The sequence below is a fragment of the Nocardioides pacificus genome (assembly GCF_054775955.1).
The window spans coordinates 777186-792493 of record NZ_BAAHCI010000005.1 but is presented as its reverse complement, the minus strand read 5'-3'; the positions used below and the strand labels follow the sequence as shown (position 1 = coordinate 792493).

Below are 15308 nucleotides of genomic sequence, written 5' to 3'. Positions count from 1 at the left end.
GCCCCCTCACGGCGGCGCCACGGCGGCACCGGTCAGCTGCTCCACCACGATGTCCGCGAAGCGGTCCGCCGCCCGTCCGTCGCACCAGCGCTCCCAGCGGGTCCCGTCCAGGGCGGCCGCAGCCGCGAGCCGGGCGGCCCAGCCGTCGACGGGGAAGACCGGCTCGACCACGACCGGCCACCCGCCGGCGGCGAGCGCCCCGGCGGTGGTGCGCTGCTCGCGGTGCGGGCGCTCCTGGGGTACGACGACCGCCGGGCGCCGTGCTGCGGCCACCTCGGCCAGCGCGTTCTGGCCGGCGTGGGTCACCACGACGTCCGCCGCCGTGATCACCGGCCACGGGTCGGCGACCCAGCCGCCGGGTCCGCCGAGGACCGTCCAGTCCCAGTCGGGGGTCTGGGCGCGGGCGGTCTCGAGTGTCTGCGGCGAGAGGCCGCCGCCGCCGCTGCCGTGGAGCACCACCACCTGCCTGCGGGTCCCGGATCGAGGCGCGCGTCCGGTCTCCGAGTCGGACACGACGGGATAGCGGGCGAGGGCGCCCACGTGGTGGATGGCCCCTCCCAGAACACCGCCCAGAACACCGCCCGGAACACCGGTCAGATCGCCCGGCCCGACGACCATCCCCTCGGCCTCGGCGGGCCAGAGAGCCACGAGCGCGCTCGACACGTCGTATCCCAGCCGGTGGGCCGCGTCGCGCCGATCGCCGGGCAGCACCACCGACACGACCGGGACCCCGTGCAGACGCGCCAGCAGCGCCACCTCGACGGAGACGTCCACGACCATCACCTCGGGTGCCGCGCGGTCGATCCACGCGGACACCGCGGCCGAGCGCTCACGGAGGCCCGGGTCGCCCAGCGGCACCCAGTGCAGCCGTCCCCCGGCCGACACGTCGCGGGGCGACCCGACATCGTCGCGCGCCAGCTGCACCCACTCCCCCGCCCAGCCGGCGGGACGGGCCAGCGAGGAGAGGCCGGTGACGCTCTCCCCGCGTGCAGCGAGGACCTCGGCCACGGCCCGGGCCCGGTGCAGGTGACCGTGGCCCTGGTGGTGGACGTACCAGCCGATCACGCGGCGAGCCCCACGTCGAGCGCGGCACCGTAGACAGCCTCGTACTCGTCCACCATCCGGCCCAGCCCGCAGCTCGCGACCGCGTGCCGACGGACCTCCGCGCGGTCCCGGGCAGCGGCCCGCAGGATCGCCCGGCCCAGGTCGGCGACGTCGTCGGGGGCGGCCAGCGCACCGGCTCCGGGGCCGACGATCTCCGGGAGCGCGCCGCGCGCGTAGGCCGCGACCGGCGTGCCGCAGGCCATCGCCTCGGCCGCCACCAGACCGTAGGGCTCGTCCCAGGAAGGGGTCACCACCGCCACCCGCGCCCGGCCCACCGCCTCCCGGAGCTCGCGGTGGGACAGGTGACCGGCATAGATCACGTCGTCGCCGAGGCGGGGCGCGATCTCGTCGGCGAAGTAGCTCTCGTCCATCCGCGGCCCGGCCAGGACCAGCGGGACTCCCGCCGCACGCGCGGCGTCGATCGCGTGGTGGGGGGCCTTCTCCGGCACCAGCCGGCCCGACCAGATCGCAGCCTCTCCACCGGGTCCCAGCAGCCACGCGCCGGTGTCGATCCCGTTGAGGATCGGCGTGCTCGTGACCGCGTGCGCCCAGGCGCGTGCGGTGAAGTCGCTGACCGCGACGAAGTGCGAGCGCGGGGAGGCGAAGGCGGCCGCCGACTCCAGCCAGGGGACGGGTGGGGTGTGCAGCGTGGTCACGACCGGCACGGGCAGCGACTCGGACATGGCCAGGGGGAGGTGGTGCAGGCTGTTGTTGTGCACGAGCTCGAAGCCGTGGGCGTTGCGGGCCAGGTCGAGCATCAGGCCGAGATAGGCATGGTGCTCCTGCATCCACTGCTCGGGCGGGGAGCCCACGTCGGAGCGCGCGGCGGCGCTGGACTGGAAGGTCCGCACGGGCAGCTCGCCGAGCTCGAGGGCAGGGTCGGACCCCGGAGCCGCGAACAGGGTCACCCGGTGACCCCGCCGGGTCAGCTCCTTGGCCAGGGCGTGGGTGTGGGCCTCGAGGCCGCCGGCGAACGGCTCCCGGATCGGGAACCGGCTCGAGGCGATCAGGCAGATCCGCAGGGGCCTCACGACACGAGCTCCGTGTAGAGCTCGTCGTGGACCCGGGCCACCTCCGCCCGCTGGGCACGCCGCTCGGCCACGCTCACGCCGTACGACGGACGCTCGCGGTAGGCGCGCTCGACGGCCGCGCGCAGCGACTCCGCGTCGTACTGCTCGCCCTCGTGGACGTAGGACAGCACCGGGCCCTGCTCGGCGTAGAAGCCACAGGTCGGCGCCACCACCGTCGTCCCGAGGTCGCGGCAGGCCTCCAGCCAGCCGGAGTGCGTGCCGAACCGGTAGGGCAGCACCGACACGTCGAGCGAGGCGAGGTAGCGCCACAGCTCGTCGTCGGGGAGGAAGTCATGGACGTGGAGCTCGAGGTCGCCGGCCGCCGCGGCGCAGCGCAGGTACGTCGCGAGCTCGTCGTCGCGGCGGGCGCCGTCGTCGTCCAGCACGTCGCGGTGGCCGTTGACCTGCAGGACCGCCCCCGGCAGCCCGCGCACGGTCTCGACCAGGGCGGGGAGGATCCGCAGCGGGGACATGCTCGCGCGCAGGCTCTTCACGTGCAGACCCACGCGGAAGGGCTGCTCGGCGGCGGCGGCGGCGGCGGCGGCGCGCTGCCGCGCGAGGCCCTCCATCGTGGGCAGGTCCACGACGTGGGGGTGGGGCACCACCAGCGCCTCGCGACTCCAGCGACGCCGGATCTCCGCGGCGGCCCCGGGGGTGAGCGTCAGCAGCGCGTCCGCGGAGGGGATCAGCACGTCGAGCTGGGCGTCGTGGACGGCAGGATCGTCGTGGTGGGGGTTGCGCAGGTCGTGGACCGTCTGCACCAGCGGCTTCCCCCGCTCGCGCAGCACCTGCACGAGCTCGGACAGCTGCTCCGGCGAGCACGCGTCGAAGCCGAACTGGAGGTGGAAGACGTCGAAGTCGGCGGTGCGCGCCCACTCCGGGCGCAGCATCACCGGGGGCCACCACTTCGACTGCGCGAACCGACCGGGATCGTCGGGATCGGGGTCGGCCAGGCGAAGGGGACCGCCACCGCCCTCGGGCGAGAGGTGGCGGACGTAGACGTGCGCGTGCGGGACGGAGGCGACGACGGCCGGGCGTGCGGATCGCGCAGACCGGTCGGCGGCACCGGAGGCGCGGCTCGGGGTGGAAGTGGTTCTCACCGGGCGGAGGTACCCATCCGGGCCCGTTCCTACGCCGCGATCCACCGCCTGCGCGCGGCGGCGACACGAGAAACCGCCCCCGGCATCTCCGCTGCGTAAGGGAGGCCGGGGGCGGTTGGTATCTGGCCGCCTAGGTACCCGGGTCGCGGGCTCACATGCGGTCCAGATCGAAGTTCTTTCCGCTCACCCCTTGTCAGGGACGGAAGACGACCTTCACCATGCCCTCCTCCTTCTTCTGGAAGTGCTCGTAGGCCGACGGGGCCTCGTCCAGCGGGAGGTGGTGGGTGGCGAACGCGTCGACGCCGAGCGGGTCGTCGTCGGTGAGCATCGGCATCAGCTCGTCGGTCCAGGCGCGCACGTTGGCCTGACCCATCCGGATCTGCACCTGCTTGTCGAAGAGCTGCATCATCGGGATCGGGTCCATCGCGCCGCCGTAGACGCCAGAGATCGACACCGTCCCCCCGCGCCGTACGGCGTCGAAGGCGGTGTGCAGCGCGGTCATCCGGTCGAGGCCGGCCTTCTTCATCAGCGGCTCGGAGATCATGTCCGGCAGCATCCCGGCCATCTTCTGCACCGCCGACGCGACCGGCGAGCCGTGCGCCTCCATGCCGACGGCGTCGATGACGGCGTCGGGGCCGCGTCCACCGGTCAGCTCGCGCACGACCGAGCCGACGCCGCCGACCTTGACCGCCTCGTCGAAGTCGAGCGTCTCGACGCCGAAGCGCTCCAGGCGGGCCAGCCGCTCGGGGATCCGGTCGACCGAGATCACCCGGTGGCCGGCCTTCGCGCCCATCCGGGCCGCCATGTCGCCGATCGGTCCGGCGCCCATCACCAGCAGCGTGCCGCCATCGGGCACGTCGGCGTACTTCAGGCCCTGCCAGGCGGTCGGCAGCACGTCGGAGAGGAAGAGGAAGCGGTCGTCGGAGGGGCCCTCGGGCACCTTCATCGCGGCGAAGTCGGCGAACGGGACGCGGAGGTACTCCGCCTGCCCGCCGGGCACCTGCCCGTAGAGCTTGCTGTAGCCGTAGAAGCTCGCGCCGGTGCCGTGCTCGTGGTTCTGGGTGGTCTCGCACTGGCTCATCAGGCCGCGCTCGCACATCCAGCAGCTGCCGCAGCAGACGTTGAACGGGATCACGACCCGGTCGCCCACGCGCAGGTTGGTGATCGAGCTGCCGACCTCCTGCACGATGCCCATCGGCTCGTGGCCGACGACGTCGCCGGCCTCCATGAACGGCGCCAGCGTCTCGTAGAGGTGCAGGTCGGAGCCGCACAGCCCGGTCGAGGTCACCTTGATGATCGCGTCGGTGGGCTCCTCGATGCGGGGGTCCGGCACCTCGGTCACCTGCATGTCGTGGATGCCCTGCCAGGTCACTGCCTTCACTACGGATCTCCTCGGGTGTCGCGGGTGGGGTAGGCCCGAGCGGTACCCGGCCGGGGCGGGCCCCATGCGGCGTTCGGCGCGCACAGTGCCCCACCACGACCCCGACATGTAACGCGGGGTTATGCCGCCTGCCACAGCGCTATTTCGCTGCGGTAGACGCGATAACCCCGCGTTACATGGGGGCGCGCTACCGCAGACGTCGTACGGCGCGGAGCGCAGCCGGACCGAGCGCCGCGCGGGCGGCGTTGGCGCCGCAGGCCCCGTGGACGCCGCCGCCGGGGTGGGCGGAGGCGGAGGCGAGGTAGAGGCCACCGATGGGGGTGGTGGGGCGCCCGGTGCCGGGGACGGGGCGGAACACCAGCTGCTGCTGGAGCTGCGCGGTGCCGCCGTTGACCGACCCTCCGACGAGGTTGGCGTCGTGGGCCTCGAGCTCGCGCGGTCCGAGCACCCGGCGGGCGATCGCCGCGTCGGCGAAGCCGGGGGCCAACTCCTCGAGGCGGGCCTCCATCGCGTCGACCGTCTGACGCACCACCTGGTCGTCGGCGCCGTGCGGGACGTGCGTGTAGGCCCAGAACGACTCGGTGCCGGCCGGGGAGCGGGTCGCGTCGCTGGTGGTCATCTGTCCGGTGAGCAGGAACGGTCGGTCCGAGAGCTGGCCCGCCTGCGCGCCGGTGCGCAGCCCGCTCTCGTAGCGGGCCATCTCCTCCAGGGAGTCGCCGATGTGGACGGTCCCGGGTGCCACGGCGGGAGCGACGGCCCAGGGCACCGGTCGGTCGAGCGCCCAGTCGATCTTGACGGTCCCGGGGTCCCAGGTGAACTTCCCCATCCGCCGGCGCAGCTTGTCGGGGAGGTCGGCCCACGGCACCAGCGCGCCGTACAGCGACGTGGCGGAGACGTCGGCCAGCACGGCCCGGGCGGCGGCGTACTGCTCCCCGCCGGCGACGCGCACCCCGGTCGCGCGCCCGCCCTCGACGAGCACCCGCTCGACGCGGCTGTCGCACCGGATCTCGCCGCCCTTGGCCTCGAAGCGGCGGGCCATCGCGGCGGTCAGCTCGCCGGCACCGCCCTCGGGGACGGGGAAGCCGACGTGCTGGGCGAGCATCGACATCAGCCACCCGAAGCCGCCGGAGCCCGGCGCCACCAGCGGAATGTCGGCGTGCAGCGCGTTGCCCGCGAGCAGCATCCGCGCGCCACGGCCCCCGAAGCTCTCCCGCACCAGGTCGGTGGCCGGGCTGAGCAGCGTGCGGACCAGGTCGAGCCCGCCGACGCGGGGCAGCTTGGCGGCGAGCGGCAGCGCGCCCCGCACGGGCGGGAACGGGCCGAGCAGGGTGCCGACGACGTCGTCGGCGATCCGCGCGAAGGTGGCGTACATGTCCAGCCAGGCCTGCCCGTCGCCCGGGTGGTCCGCGTCGAGTCCGGCCGCGGTGTCCTCCACCGAGCGGTGGAGGAGCGCCCAGTCACCGTCGCTGAAGGCGTGACCCAGTGGGGCGGGCGCGTGGCGCCAGCGCAGCCCGTGCTCCTCCAGCCCGAGGGCCGAGATCACCGGGCTGACGACGCCCAGCGGATAGAACGCGCTGGCGGTGTCGGTGACGAAGCGCGGCTCGACGTCGCGGCTGCTGTGCACGGCCCCGCCGACGCCCGGCGCGGCCTCCAGCAGGAGCACGTCCCATCCGGCGTCCACCAGCAGGTTGGCGGCGGAGAGCCCGTTGGGTCCCGCCCCCACCACGACCGCGTCGTAGGTGCGCATCAGCTCGGCTTGTTTCCCGCCTCGCGCCCCTCGGCCAGGTAGGCGAGGCGCTGCAGCGCCTCCCGGTTGCGCGGGTGCAGCATCACGTCCTGTAGCGGTCCCGGAGTGACGGCGCCCAGGCCCTCGGTCGCGCGCTCCTCCATGGTGACCTGGCAGCCGTCCGGGTGCTCCTCGATGCGCAGGCTCACGATCGCCACCCCCGCCGGCCAGGCGCGGGCGCGCAGGTCCAGGCGCCGGCCCGGATGGACCTCGAGCACCTCGGTGTAGTCGTCGAGCAGCAGTGGCCACAGGCCGACGGAGTGGTGGATCCGGCTGCCCTTGGCGGGCCACTCGTGGTCGACGTCGCGGATGCGGCAGGCGCCCACCACCCACTGCCCGTAGATCCAGCCGTCCACCAGGACCGACCAGACGTTGTCCGGCGTGCAGCGCATGACTCGTCGCGTCGTACTCATGGCACAGGAGTACCCCGCACCGCTCGCCCTCAACCGGCCCACCGCCCGCCGAACCGAGCACTGGTCCAGCCCGCTTCCGCCCGAGGGCCACCCACCCGGCAAGATGAGTCGAATCAGCGGGGCTGGGTACCGACCCACCCAGCAGATCTGACCAGCACAGACACCCCACCCGTCTGACGAGGGGAGCTGCACGACGTGGAGCATGACGCGAACATCTCGGGAGACCCCACAGCTGCGGCCTGGGCGTTCGAGCACCACCCGCAGCCGGTGATCCTCTTCCGCGCCGGCTCACTCGACATCGCGGCCATCAACGCGGCCGCCCGCACCCTCCTCTCGGCCCACTCCGCCGTGGGTCGACCCGCGCGTACGGCGCTGCCGGGCCTCGGCCGCTGGGAGCTGTTCGACCAGGTGGTGCGCACCGGTCAGCCGGCCCGGGGGCGTGGCTGGACGGTCAGCGTGAAGGAGCCGGCCGGCACCCGCGAGGTCGACCTCGATCTCACCCTGCACCCCTGGCGCGATACGTCCGGCGAGGTGGTCGGTGTCGCGGCGTTCGGTGAGGACCTGATGGCCGCCGCCCGGGAGAGCGCGATGGCCGCGGCCGCCGTCGAGCCGGTCGACCTGGTGACGGAGATGCAGGACGCCCTGCTCCCCCCCGGGGTTCCCGTGCTGCCGCGGCTCTCGATCGCCGCCGGCTATCTCTTCGCCTCTCCCGGCGGCAACGCCGGCGGTGACTGGTTCGACACCGTCCTGCTGCCCGACGGCAGACTCGCGCTCGTCGTCGGCGACGTGATCGGCCACGGCGCCGAGGCCTCGGCCGTGATGGCGCGTCTCCAGGCGGTCGCCCACGAGCGACTCGAGAGCGGCGCCTCGCCCGCGGAGACCATGATCACGCTCGACCGCTTCTCGCTCGGCCAGCCCGACGCCCCCGGCACCACGCTGTGCATCGTGGTCATCGACTCGTGGACCGGCGAGCTGGAGTACTGCTCAGCCGGTCACCCGCCGCCGCTCCTGGTGGGCATGCAGGGCGAGTTCCGCTACCTGGCCCCGTCGCGTCACGGCCCGCTGGGCACCCGCTCCACCTACAACTCGACGTACGACATGCTCGACCCGGGCATGCTGCTCGCGCTGTACTCCGACGGTCTGATCGAACGCCCCGGCCGCCCGAGCAGCGAGAGCACCGTCGAGCTGGCCCGGATCGCGGGCGGCGCCCACGCCAAGCAGCCGCGACCCGGCACCCTCAGCGAGGTCGGCTCCAAGGTCCTCGCCCAGATGGTCGCCCAGTCCGGCCTCGACGACGACGCGACGCTGCTGCTCGCCCAGCGCACCCCGCCGGCCGAGCCGCTCGACATCAAGATCCCCGCCGACCCGGCCGAGCTGAGCACGGTGCGTCACCAGCTCGGCGACTGGCTCGACGACCTGGGCACCCGCCGCCTGGACCGCTCGGCGATCCTGCAGGCCTGCCACGAGGCGGTCAGCAACGCCGCACAGCACGCCTACGACACCTCATCGACCGGCGAGCTGTCCGTGCGCGCCCAGCTCGGCGACGACGGACAGCTGAGCGTGGCCGTGCACGACCAGGGCCGGTGGCGCGAGCCCGACCCCGGCGAGGACGGCCTCGGCCTGATGCTCGCCGCCGGACTCGTCGACCAGCTCACCGTGCAGCGCTCCGACCAGGGCACCACCGTGTGCATCGAGCACCGGCTGATGCGGCCGGTGACCCTGCTGGAGACGTCGGACGCGCCCCACCGGCTGCCCGGTGCCGAGGCCGTCGCAGAGACCGAGATCCACCGACTCCCCGGGCGGGTGCGGGTCGAGGGACCGCTGGACCGCGAGGCCAACGAGCGACTGCGCTTCGCCCTCCTGCACGCGGGCCGTGCCGGCACCTCGACGGTGACCGTGGACCTGAGCGGCGCCACCATGCTCGCCGGCGTCGCGGTGCGGGAGCTCTTCGAGGCCGTGCGCCGCGGGGACGAGCACGGCGCCGAGGTCAAGCTGATCGCCGCCGCCGGCTCGCCCGCGCAGCACGTCCTGGAGCTGGTCGCCCTCCCCTACCGCACGCGGGAGTTCTGACCCGGTCAGTCAGCGAGACTGGCGGACGAACTTGTGGGTGCCGTCGCACCACGGCTTGCGCTGCGAGCGGTCGCAGGCGCAGACGGCGACGACGGGGCGGGTGACCTCGTGCTCCACGCCCTGGTCGTCGCGGATGGTGTCGGCGCCGCGGACCAGCAGCGGTCCGCCCGGGCTCGTCGTACGGACCTGGACGGTGCGGTCCTCGCCCGCCCGCCGGCTCACGACGCGGCCCCCGTCAGCACGCGCTCGCTCGGCTGCCAGCGATCGACGAGCTCCTGGCCGGCGAGGGCGTCGAGGGCCAGGCAGGCAGCCGCACCGAAGAGCACGTCGCGAGCCAGCTCCGGCTCGTCGGCGACCAGGTTGCCGCAGATGTCGCGCACGGCGACCTCCTCGTGGACGGCGTCCGCCTCGACGTGCTCATGGAAGTAGGCAGCGACCTCGTCGGGCAGGCCCACGCGCTCGATCCCGGCCGCGATCCGGCGGCACGGCACGGAGCTGGTGGCCTCGAAGGCGGCGAGGTGGCCCAGGGAGGCGCCCCGCAGCCGACGATGCAGCCCGAAGAGCGACATCACGTTGTTGACCGCGAGCGTCAGCGGCGTGACCTCGTCGATGTAGGCGCCGTAGCCGTCGTCGAGCTCGGCGGCGCGCAGCGCGTCGGCGTAGAGCCTCGCGTGCAGCCGCTCGGGCCGGCCCCCGCCGAACTCGTCGTACTGCAGCTCGGCCAGCGCCACCTTGGCGGGCCCGTCGAGCCGGGCGATCTGGAAGGCCTGGGGGTCGGACTCCTTGAGGTGATAGATGCTGCGCAGCCGCAGGAACTCGCGGATCTGCGCGAGGTCCGCGTCGCGCTGGAGGTACGACGCGAGGTTGCCGCCGTCCATCGCCTCGATCAGGCCGAGCAGCTGGTCCACCAGCGACCGGTTCCCCTCCAGGGCCGCGTCGACGTCGGCGTCGGTCCGCAAGCGGAGCTCGGCCTCGAAGGCCTCCTCGAGGCGCAGCCGGAGCCGGATCAGCTCGGGGCTCCACTCCAGAGCCGGGTCGGTCCCCTCGAAGCCTCGGTAGTGGAGCTCGTAGAGCACCCAGAGTGCGAGCTGCGCGTCCGCGTCGGCCGCCAGCCCCCCGGCGGCCGCGGAGCGCTGCCAGCCGGAGTGCAGCTCGTCGGAGTCCAGGTCCACGGCTGCCGGGCCGTCCTGGAGCGCGAGCAGCACGCGCTGGCTCAGGGGGCCGCGCGGGGCGGGGAGCTTCATCGTCGTTCTGTCCTCTCGGGGCGTTGCACGGTGGAGTGGTACCCGCCTGAGCGGGCGCTCATGCCGAGCGCCGATCGCCGACGGAGGTGGCTGCGATCACGGCCCCGACGCAAGACTCAGGCGGGGTCGAGCTTCCCGGGCCGCGACTCGGGGAGCCTCGCGGAGGCGTCGGCGGCGTCGTTGCCGTTGAGCTGCGGCAGCCCACGCGACATCACGACCATCCGCGCCAGGTCGCGCAGCTTGGTGTTGGTGGTGCTCGAATAGCGCTGCAGGGTGTCGAAGGACTGCTCCATCGTCATCTCGTAGCGCTGCATCAAGATGCCCTGGGCGACGCCGATCAGGTGTCGGCCCTGGACGGCGGCCTCCAGGCCGGTAACGATCTGGGCCGCGGCGAGCGCGTTGGCCGCGTGCGTGGCATAGATCGAGGCGACCTCGACGTCGTAGGTGTCGAAGGCCCCCTGCTGGCTGCTGTAGAGGTTGACGGCCCCGATCGCGTCGTGCGGGCTGTCGATGGTGGCCGAGGACAGCTGGACGGCGAGCACCGAGCGCACCCCCAGCTCCGCGACGGCGGGACCCCACCGGGGCCAGCGCTCGTCGACACCGACGTCGCGGACGAGGAAGGTCTCGGCCTCGAGCGCCGCCGACATGCATGGGCCCTCGCCGAGCTCGTACTGCAACTGGTCGCACTGTTCCGCGAGCGAGCCGGTGGCCGCCACGGTCTCGAGGCGGCCCCGCCGCCGACGCAGGGTGACCCCGCAGACCTCGGCCGCCGGCACGACCTCGAGCGCTCGCTCGCAGATGCGCTCGATGGTCGGCTGCTCGTCGTGACCGGCGATGAGGTCTTCGCTCAAGGCGGCGAAGGTCGCGGCGCTGGCCTCCGTGGACGAGGCCTCGTCCTGGAGCGGGGGGACGCTCTCGAGCTCACCTGTGTGATGCGGAGTGCCGGAGCGCAGGGGATCGTGCGAGGCGGACATGTCTGACGGTCTACCCGAACCAGACCTGGCGGAAACCAGATCCGGCCAGTTTCAACCAACTCACCGGGTCGGCAGGTCCTCGTCCTCACCCAACCAGGATCCGAGGTCGCGCAGGATGCGGGTGAGCAGGCGAGAGACCTGCATCTGGGTCACGCCGATCTCGTCGGCGATCTCCTGCTGCGTGCAGCCCTCGAAGTAGCGCAGCTGGAGGATCCGGCGATCGCGCTCGCGCAGCCGGCGTACGACGGGACGCAGCACGACGCGCGCCTCGGCCGCCTCGCGCTCGCTCTCGTCGTCGTGGACGAGGCTGTCTCCGAGCGTCATCGAGGAGTCCTCACCCATCGGACGATCCAGCGACGTGGGGAAGAAGCAGCCCTCGGCCGACAGGGCCTCGGCCACCGACTCCTCGTCCTCGTCGATGCTGGCCGCGATCTGCGCGACGGTCGGCACCGGACCTCCACCCTGCGCGAGGGTGGCGCGCGCGGCGACGACCCGAGACTGGATCTCCTGCACCCGACGGGGCGGGCGCACGGTCCAGCCGAGGTCGCGGAAGTACTTGCGCAGCTCGCCTCTGATGGTGGGCACGGCGTAGGAGAGGAAGTTGTGCTCGCGGCCGGTGTCGAACTGGCGGGCCGCCCGGATCAACGCGAGGTAGGCGACCTGCTCGAGGTCCTCGATCGGGATGCCCTTGTCGCGATGACGCGCCGCCATCGAGCGGGCGACCACCATGTTGAGCACGACGACGTGGTCGAGGGCCGCGTCGCGGACCTGCTCGTCCGTGGCCACGGACGCGCGCTGCAGGAGGAGCGCGGTGAGCTCTTGGCGGCGGGCCCGGGAGAGCCGGGCATCGCCCTGGGCCTGGGCCTCGGCCAGGGCGTCGTCGAGGTCCTCGTCGCGCAGAGGGACATCCTCGGTGAGGCCGTCCGGGGCCGCGGTGAGGACATCGAGGTCCACGTCGGCGATCAGGGGAGCCGACTCGACGGAGAGGGACTGTGCGGGTGTCACGGTGTGCTGCATGCGGTAGTCCTGGGGGGTGAACTATGCGCCATGCCCGCCGGTGTCTTCAGCAGGTGGTGATTCACACGGGTACTTCACGCTGTCGCTTCACGCGGCCCAGCCGGTTTCAACAGCCGGGCCGCGTTCAACCCTTCCCCGGCTCAGCCCGGCTAAACCACCCAACTGGTCTGGACCACCAGATTCTTTCGCGGCGCCGTTCCCCCGCGACGGCGCCGCGACAGCTACGCGCGGAGAACGGACCCGTCCAGTGCCTCGAGCAGTGCCCGCGCGTCCTCGTACACCTCGACGGCTCCAGCCTCGCGCAGCTCGGCCTCGGAGAAGCCACCCGTCAGCAGCCCGACGGACCGCACGCCGGCGGTCGTCGCCGCCTTGATGTCCCACACGGCGTCCCCCAGGACCACCGCGTCACGGACCCCGAGCCGCTCCATCGCCACCTGGATCAGGTCCGGATCGGGCTTGGTGCCCTCGGCCTCGGAGCCCGACACGACCTCACCGAAGGCGTCTCGGTCCTCGATCTTGGCCAGCAGCCGCTCGGTGTGCTCCGGCGCTCCCGAGCTGGCCAGGACCAGCTGGAGTCCCCGCGTGCGCAACGCGGACAGCAGCTCCGAGGCACCGTCCAGCACTTGCACCCGCTCGATCAGCTCGTCGAAGTTGCGGTCGTGCATCTCGCGGAGCTGGTCGCCCATCGCCCGCTCGACGGTCTCGCCGGCCACGTGCTCGACGAGCTTGTCGCCGCCCATGCCGATGGCACGGTGCAGCCGCCACAGGGGGACCACGACGCCGACCTCGCGGAAGGCCTGGGCCCAGGCGAGCACGTGCTGATAGACGGAGTCCACGAGCGTGCCGTCGAGGTAGACGACCGCGGCCCCGGCGGCGCGGTCCTGGTGCTCGTCGCCCATCAGTCGGTGCGGCTGGCGTCGGCGGCTGCCTTCTCGGAGTCGGCGCCGGCGGTGGAGAGCTGGCCCGAGACGCTCTCGAGGTGGGCGCGGACGAACCACTGGAACTTCTCCAGCTCCGCCGTGTGTCCGATCAGGACGTCCTCGGTGATCGGGTCGATCTCCCCGACGAGCTCGATCGCCTTGCGGCTCTCCTCGATCAGGCCGTTGTAGACCTGGTCCAGGGCGCCGAGGTGGGCGAGGACGGTGTCGCGTCCCAGCGAGTAGTCGTCCCAGGTCCGGTCGGCGACCACGGCACCGACGGTGCCGCGCGGCGAGCCGCCCATCGTGGCGATCCGCTCCGCCACCTCGTCGGCGTAGCCGCGGACGAGGTCGACCTGCGGGTCGATCATCTCGTGGACGGAGATGAAGTGCGGGCCCACGACGTTCCAGTGGATGTGCTTCAGCGTGAGGTGCAGGTCGTTGTAGGCACTCAACCGACCCTGCAGGACGTCGATGACCTTGCCGCTGGCGTCGGCGGTCAGTCCGGGCACGGTGTACGAGACGCTCACGAGTTCACTCCTGGCTGTCGAAGAACGGGACCCCTCGTGAGTACCCGCGCCCCGAGCCGAACAAACGCGCTCAGCCGAGCGGCGCTGCCTGCTCCCCGGCCGCCTCGAGGTCGGCGATGACCAGCCTGCGCATGCCCAGCATCGCCTTGACGGCACCGGGCCGCTGCAGCAGCGCCCCGAGGTCGGCCGGGACGATCTGCCAGCTCAGGCCGAAACGGTCCTTGAGCCAGCCGCACATCGACTCCTCGCCCCCGTCGGCGGTGAGCGCCTCCCAGTAGCGATCGATCTCGGCCTGGTCGGCGCACCCCACGGTGAACGACACGGCCTCGGTGAAGGCGAAGGCGGGTCCTCCGTTGATCCCGGTGAACTCCACGCCCCCGAGCGTGAAGGAGGCGGCCATCACGGCCCCCTCGGGCCCCGGACCCTCCGGTCCGTAGCGCTGGACCTCGCCGACCGAGCTCCCCGGGAAGAGCCCGGTGTAGAAGTCGATCGCCTCCTCGAGGTCGTCGTCGAACCAGAGGGAGGGCTTGATGAGGGGCATGGCGGTCTCCTGTCGTCGTGGGCCTGCTGAGAGGCGGGCCTGCTAGGACGACCGGCCGACCGGCCGAGACTCATCGGCCCCTCAGGGCATCCGCATCAGCTGCGCATCGGGGGTGAGCGCGTCCAGCGCCCGCCTCAGCGCCGTCACCACGGTCCCGGCGGCGAAGAGCTCCTCGCCCGTCCCGGCCCGCGCCGCGATGATCGCCTCGGCCAGCTGTCGGACCGCCTCGTGCGCCGCCGTCTGCGCGCCCATCCCGCCGTCCGGCTCGTCGACCGAGCGCAGCGCCGTCGCGGTCAGGCGCAGGGCGTTGGCGGCGGGCGGGCGCAGGGCCGCCCCCAGCGCCACCTCGTGCCGGTCGGAGTGCTCGCTGCGCGTCACCAGGACGGTGATGTCCTCGACCAGGAACGCCAGCTGCTCCAGGGCGCGCGCCTGCTGGTAGACCCGGTCCGCCTCCTCTGCCCAGCGCCTGGCCCGCCAGTTGGCGCGTCGGGCCTCGGTGGCCTCCTGCACCATCTGCTGCATCTGTCGGGCACGCGGAGAGATCGCCCACTGCCGCTTGCTCCACTCCTCAGGGGACAGCAGCCGGTCCTGCTCGAGGCCGTCGGCGAGGTCGTCCAGCTGGTCGGCCAGCGTCCGGCGCAGCGAGTCCTGGGTGTGCTGGGTCGAGGAGAGCGGCAGCGACGGGAACGCGGCGTTGATGGCGATGCCGATCGCACCACCGAGCGTGGTCAGCCCGAGATAGCCGATCACGTAGTGCGAGGGGTCGCGGCCCCCGAGGATCAGCACGAACAGCGCGGCCACCGGCACATAGCTCGCCATCGCCGCGATCCGCCGCCACCCGCCCAGCAGGGTCCCGACCGCGACCACGAACGCCAGCGCGAGCACCGGCTGCAGGTCGGCGGCGCGCGCGGCCATCGCCAGGAGCGCGCCGAGGAGGATCGCGACCCCGGCCTGCACCGCCGTACGCATCGTGTTCGCGACCGTGGTCGACACGCAGATGACCGCTCCGAGCGGCGCGTAGTAGGGGTAGTCGTCGGCGACGCCTCCCAGCGGCACGATGGCGAGCCAGGCGAGGGTGGCCGCGACGGCGGCCTTGACGGAGACGTGCACCCGGGGGTGACGTACGACCAGGGTGAGCAGTCGGCGGAGCATCCCTCGAAC

15 protein-coding genes are annotated in these 15308 nt (G+C 73.0%); 1 reads left to right on the top strand and 14 read right to left on the bottom strand.

What is annotated here, in order from left to right; all coding sequences use genetic code 11:
* Nucleotides 1-6: 6 nt before the first annotated feature.
* From ACYU7L_RS06370 to ACYU7L_RS06345, 6 genes are all read right to left on the bottom strand, one after another.
* On the bottom strand, nucleotides 7-1065 hold the full coding sequence (locus ACYU7L_RS06370; protein WP_460794493.1) for a glycosyltransferase: 1059 nt from the start codon (nucleotides 1063-1065) through the stop codon (nucleotides 7-9).
* Nucleotides 1062-2135 carry a glycosyltransferase gene (locus ACYU7L_RS06365; protein ID WP_460794492.1) on the bottom strand — a complete coding sequence of 358 codons (1074 nt, stop codon included), beginning with the start codon at nucleotides 2133-2135 and terminating at the stop codon, nucleotides 1062-1064. The genes ACYU7L_RS06370 and ACYU7L_RS06365 overlap by 4 nt, the downstream gene beginning before the upstream one ends.
* Entirely contained in the window at nucleotides 2132-3274 is a 1143-nt protein-coding gene (locus tag ACYU7L_RS06360) for a glycosyltransferase (RefSeq protein WP_460794491.1), read from the bottom strand. The genes ACYU7L_RS06365 and ACYU7L_RS06360 overlap by 4 nt, the downstream gene beginning before the upstream one ends.
* A 193-nt stretch (nucleotides 3275-3467) precedes the next feature.
* The gene (locus ACYU7L_RS06355) at nucleotides 3468-4655 is read right to left on the bottom strand and encodes a zinc-dependent alcohol dehydrogenase (RefSeq protein ID WP_460794490.1); all 1188 of its coding nucleotides are present in this window, start codon (nucleotides 4653-4655) and stop codon (nucleotides 3468-3470) included.
* Between the two features lie 187 nt (nucleotides 4656-4842).
* Nucleotides 4843-6402 (bottom strand): phytoene desaturase family protein, encoded by a 1560-nt coding sequence (locus ACYU7L_RS06350; protein ID WP_460794489.1) that lies wholly within the window; start codon nucleotides 6400-6402, stop codon nucleotides 4843-4845.
* Nucleotides 6402-6854: an SRPBCC family protein gene (locus ACYU7L_RS06345; protein ID WP_460794488.1), complete on the bottom strand. Its 453-nt coding sequence runs from the start codon at nucleotides 6852-6854 to the stop codon at nucleotides 6402-6404. The genes ACYU7L_RS06350 and ACYU7L_RS06345 overlap by 1 nt, the downstream gene beginning before the upstream one ends.
* Before the next feature lie 195 nt (nucleotides 6855-7049).
* On the opposite strand from ACYU7L_RS06345, the gene ACYU7L_RS06340 reads away from it, so the two are divergent.
* On the top strand, nucleotides 7050-8924 hold the full coding sequence (locus tag ACYU7L_RS06340) for a SpoIIE family protein phosphatase (protein WP_460794487.1): 1875 nt from the start codon (nucleotides 7050-7052) through the stop codon (nucleotides 8922-8924).
* A 9-nt stretch (nucleotides 8925-8933) separates the two neighbouring features.
* Here the strand turns inward: ACYU7L_RS06340 and ACYU7L_RS06335 are convergent, their stop codons facing one another.
* The 8 genes from ACYU7L_RS06335 to ACYU7L_RS06300 form a co-directional block, all read right to left on the bottom strand.
* Complete coding sequence (locus ACYU7L_RS06335) at nucleotides 8934-9146, bottom strand: CDGSH iron-sulfur domain-containing protein (RefSeq protein ID WP_460794486.1); 213 nt, start codon at nucleotides 9144-9146, stop codon at nucleotides 8934-8936.
* Complete coding sequence (locus tag ACYU7L_RS06330) at nucleotides 9143-10168, bottom strand: iron-containing redox enzyme family protein (RefSeq protein WP_460794485.1); 1026 nt, start codon at nucleotides 10166-10168, stop codon at nucleotides 9143-9145. The genes ACYU7L_RS06335 and ACYU7L_RS06330 overlap by 4 nt, the downstream gene beginning before the upstream one ends.
* Nucleotides 10169-10284: 116 nt before the next feature.
* On the bottom strand, nucleotides 10285-11142 hold the full coding sequence (locus ACYU7L_RS06325; RefSeq protein WP_460794484.1) for a GAF and ANTAR domain-containing protein: 858 nt from the start codon (nucleotides 11140-11142) through the stop codon (nucleotides 10285-10287).
* 60 nt (nucleotides 11143-11202) lie between these two features.
* The gene (locus ACYU7L_RS06320) at nucleotides 11203-12159 is read right to left on the bottom strand and encodes a sigma-70 family RNA polymerase sigma factor (protein WP_460794483.1); all 957 of its coding nucleotides are present in this window, start codon (nucleotides 12157-12159) and stop codon (nucleotides 11203-11205) included.
* Nucleotides 12160-12380: 221 nt separating this feature from the next.
* Nucleotides 12381-13058, bottom strand: a complete 678-nt coding sequence (locus tag ACYU7L_RS06315) for an HAD family hydrolase (RefSeq protein ID WP_460794482.1) — start codon at nucleotides 13056-13058, stop codon at nucleotides 12381-12383.
* The gene (locus ACYU7L_RS06310) at nucleotides 13058-13606 is read right to left on the bottom strand and encodes a Dps family protein (RefSeq protein ID WP_460794481.1); all 549 of its coding nucleotides are present in this window, start codon (nucleotides 13604-13606) and stop codon (nucleotides 13058-13060) included. Before ACYU7L_RS06310 ends, ACYU7L_RS06315 begins: the two co-directional genes overlap by 1 nt.
* Nucleotides 13607-13676: 70 nt before the next feature.
* Nucleotides 13677-14147: a VOC family protein gene (locus tag ACYU7L_RS06305; protein ID WP_460794480.1), complete on the bottom strand. Its 471-nt coding sequence runs from the start codon at nucleotides 14145-14147 to the stop codon at nucleotides 13677-13679.
* A gap of 81 nt (nucleotides 14148-14228) precedes the next feature.
* Nucleotides 14229-15299: an FUSC family protein gene (locus tag ACYU7L_RS06300; protein ID WP_460794478.1), complete on the bottom strand. Its 1071-nt coding sequence runs from the start codon at nucleotides 15297-15299 to the stop codon at nucleotides 14229-14231.
* Nucleotides 15300-15308 lie beyond the last annotated feature (9 nt).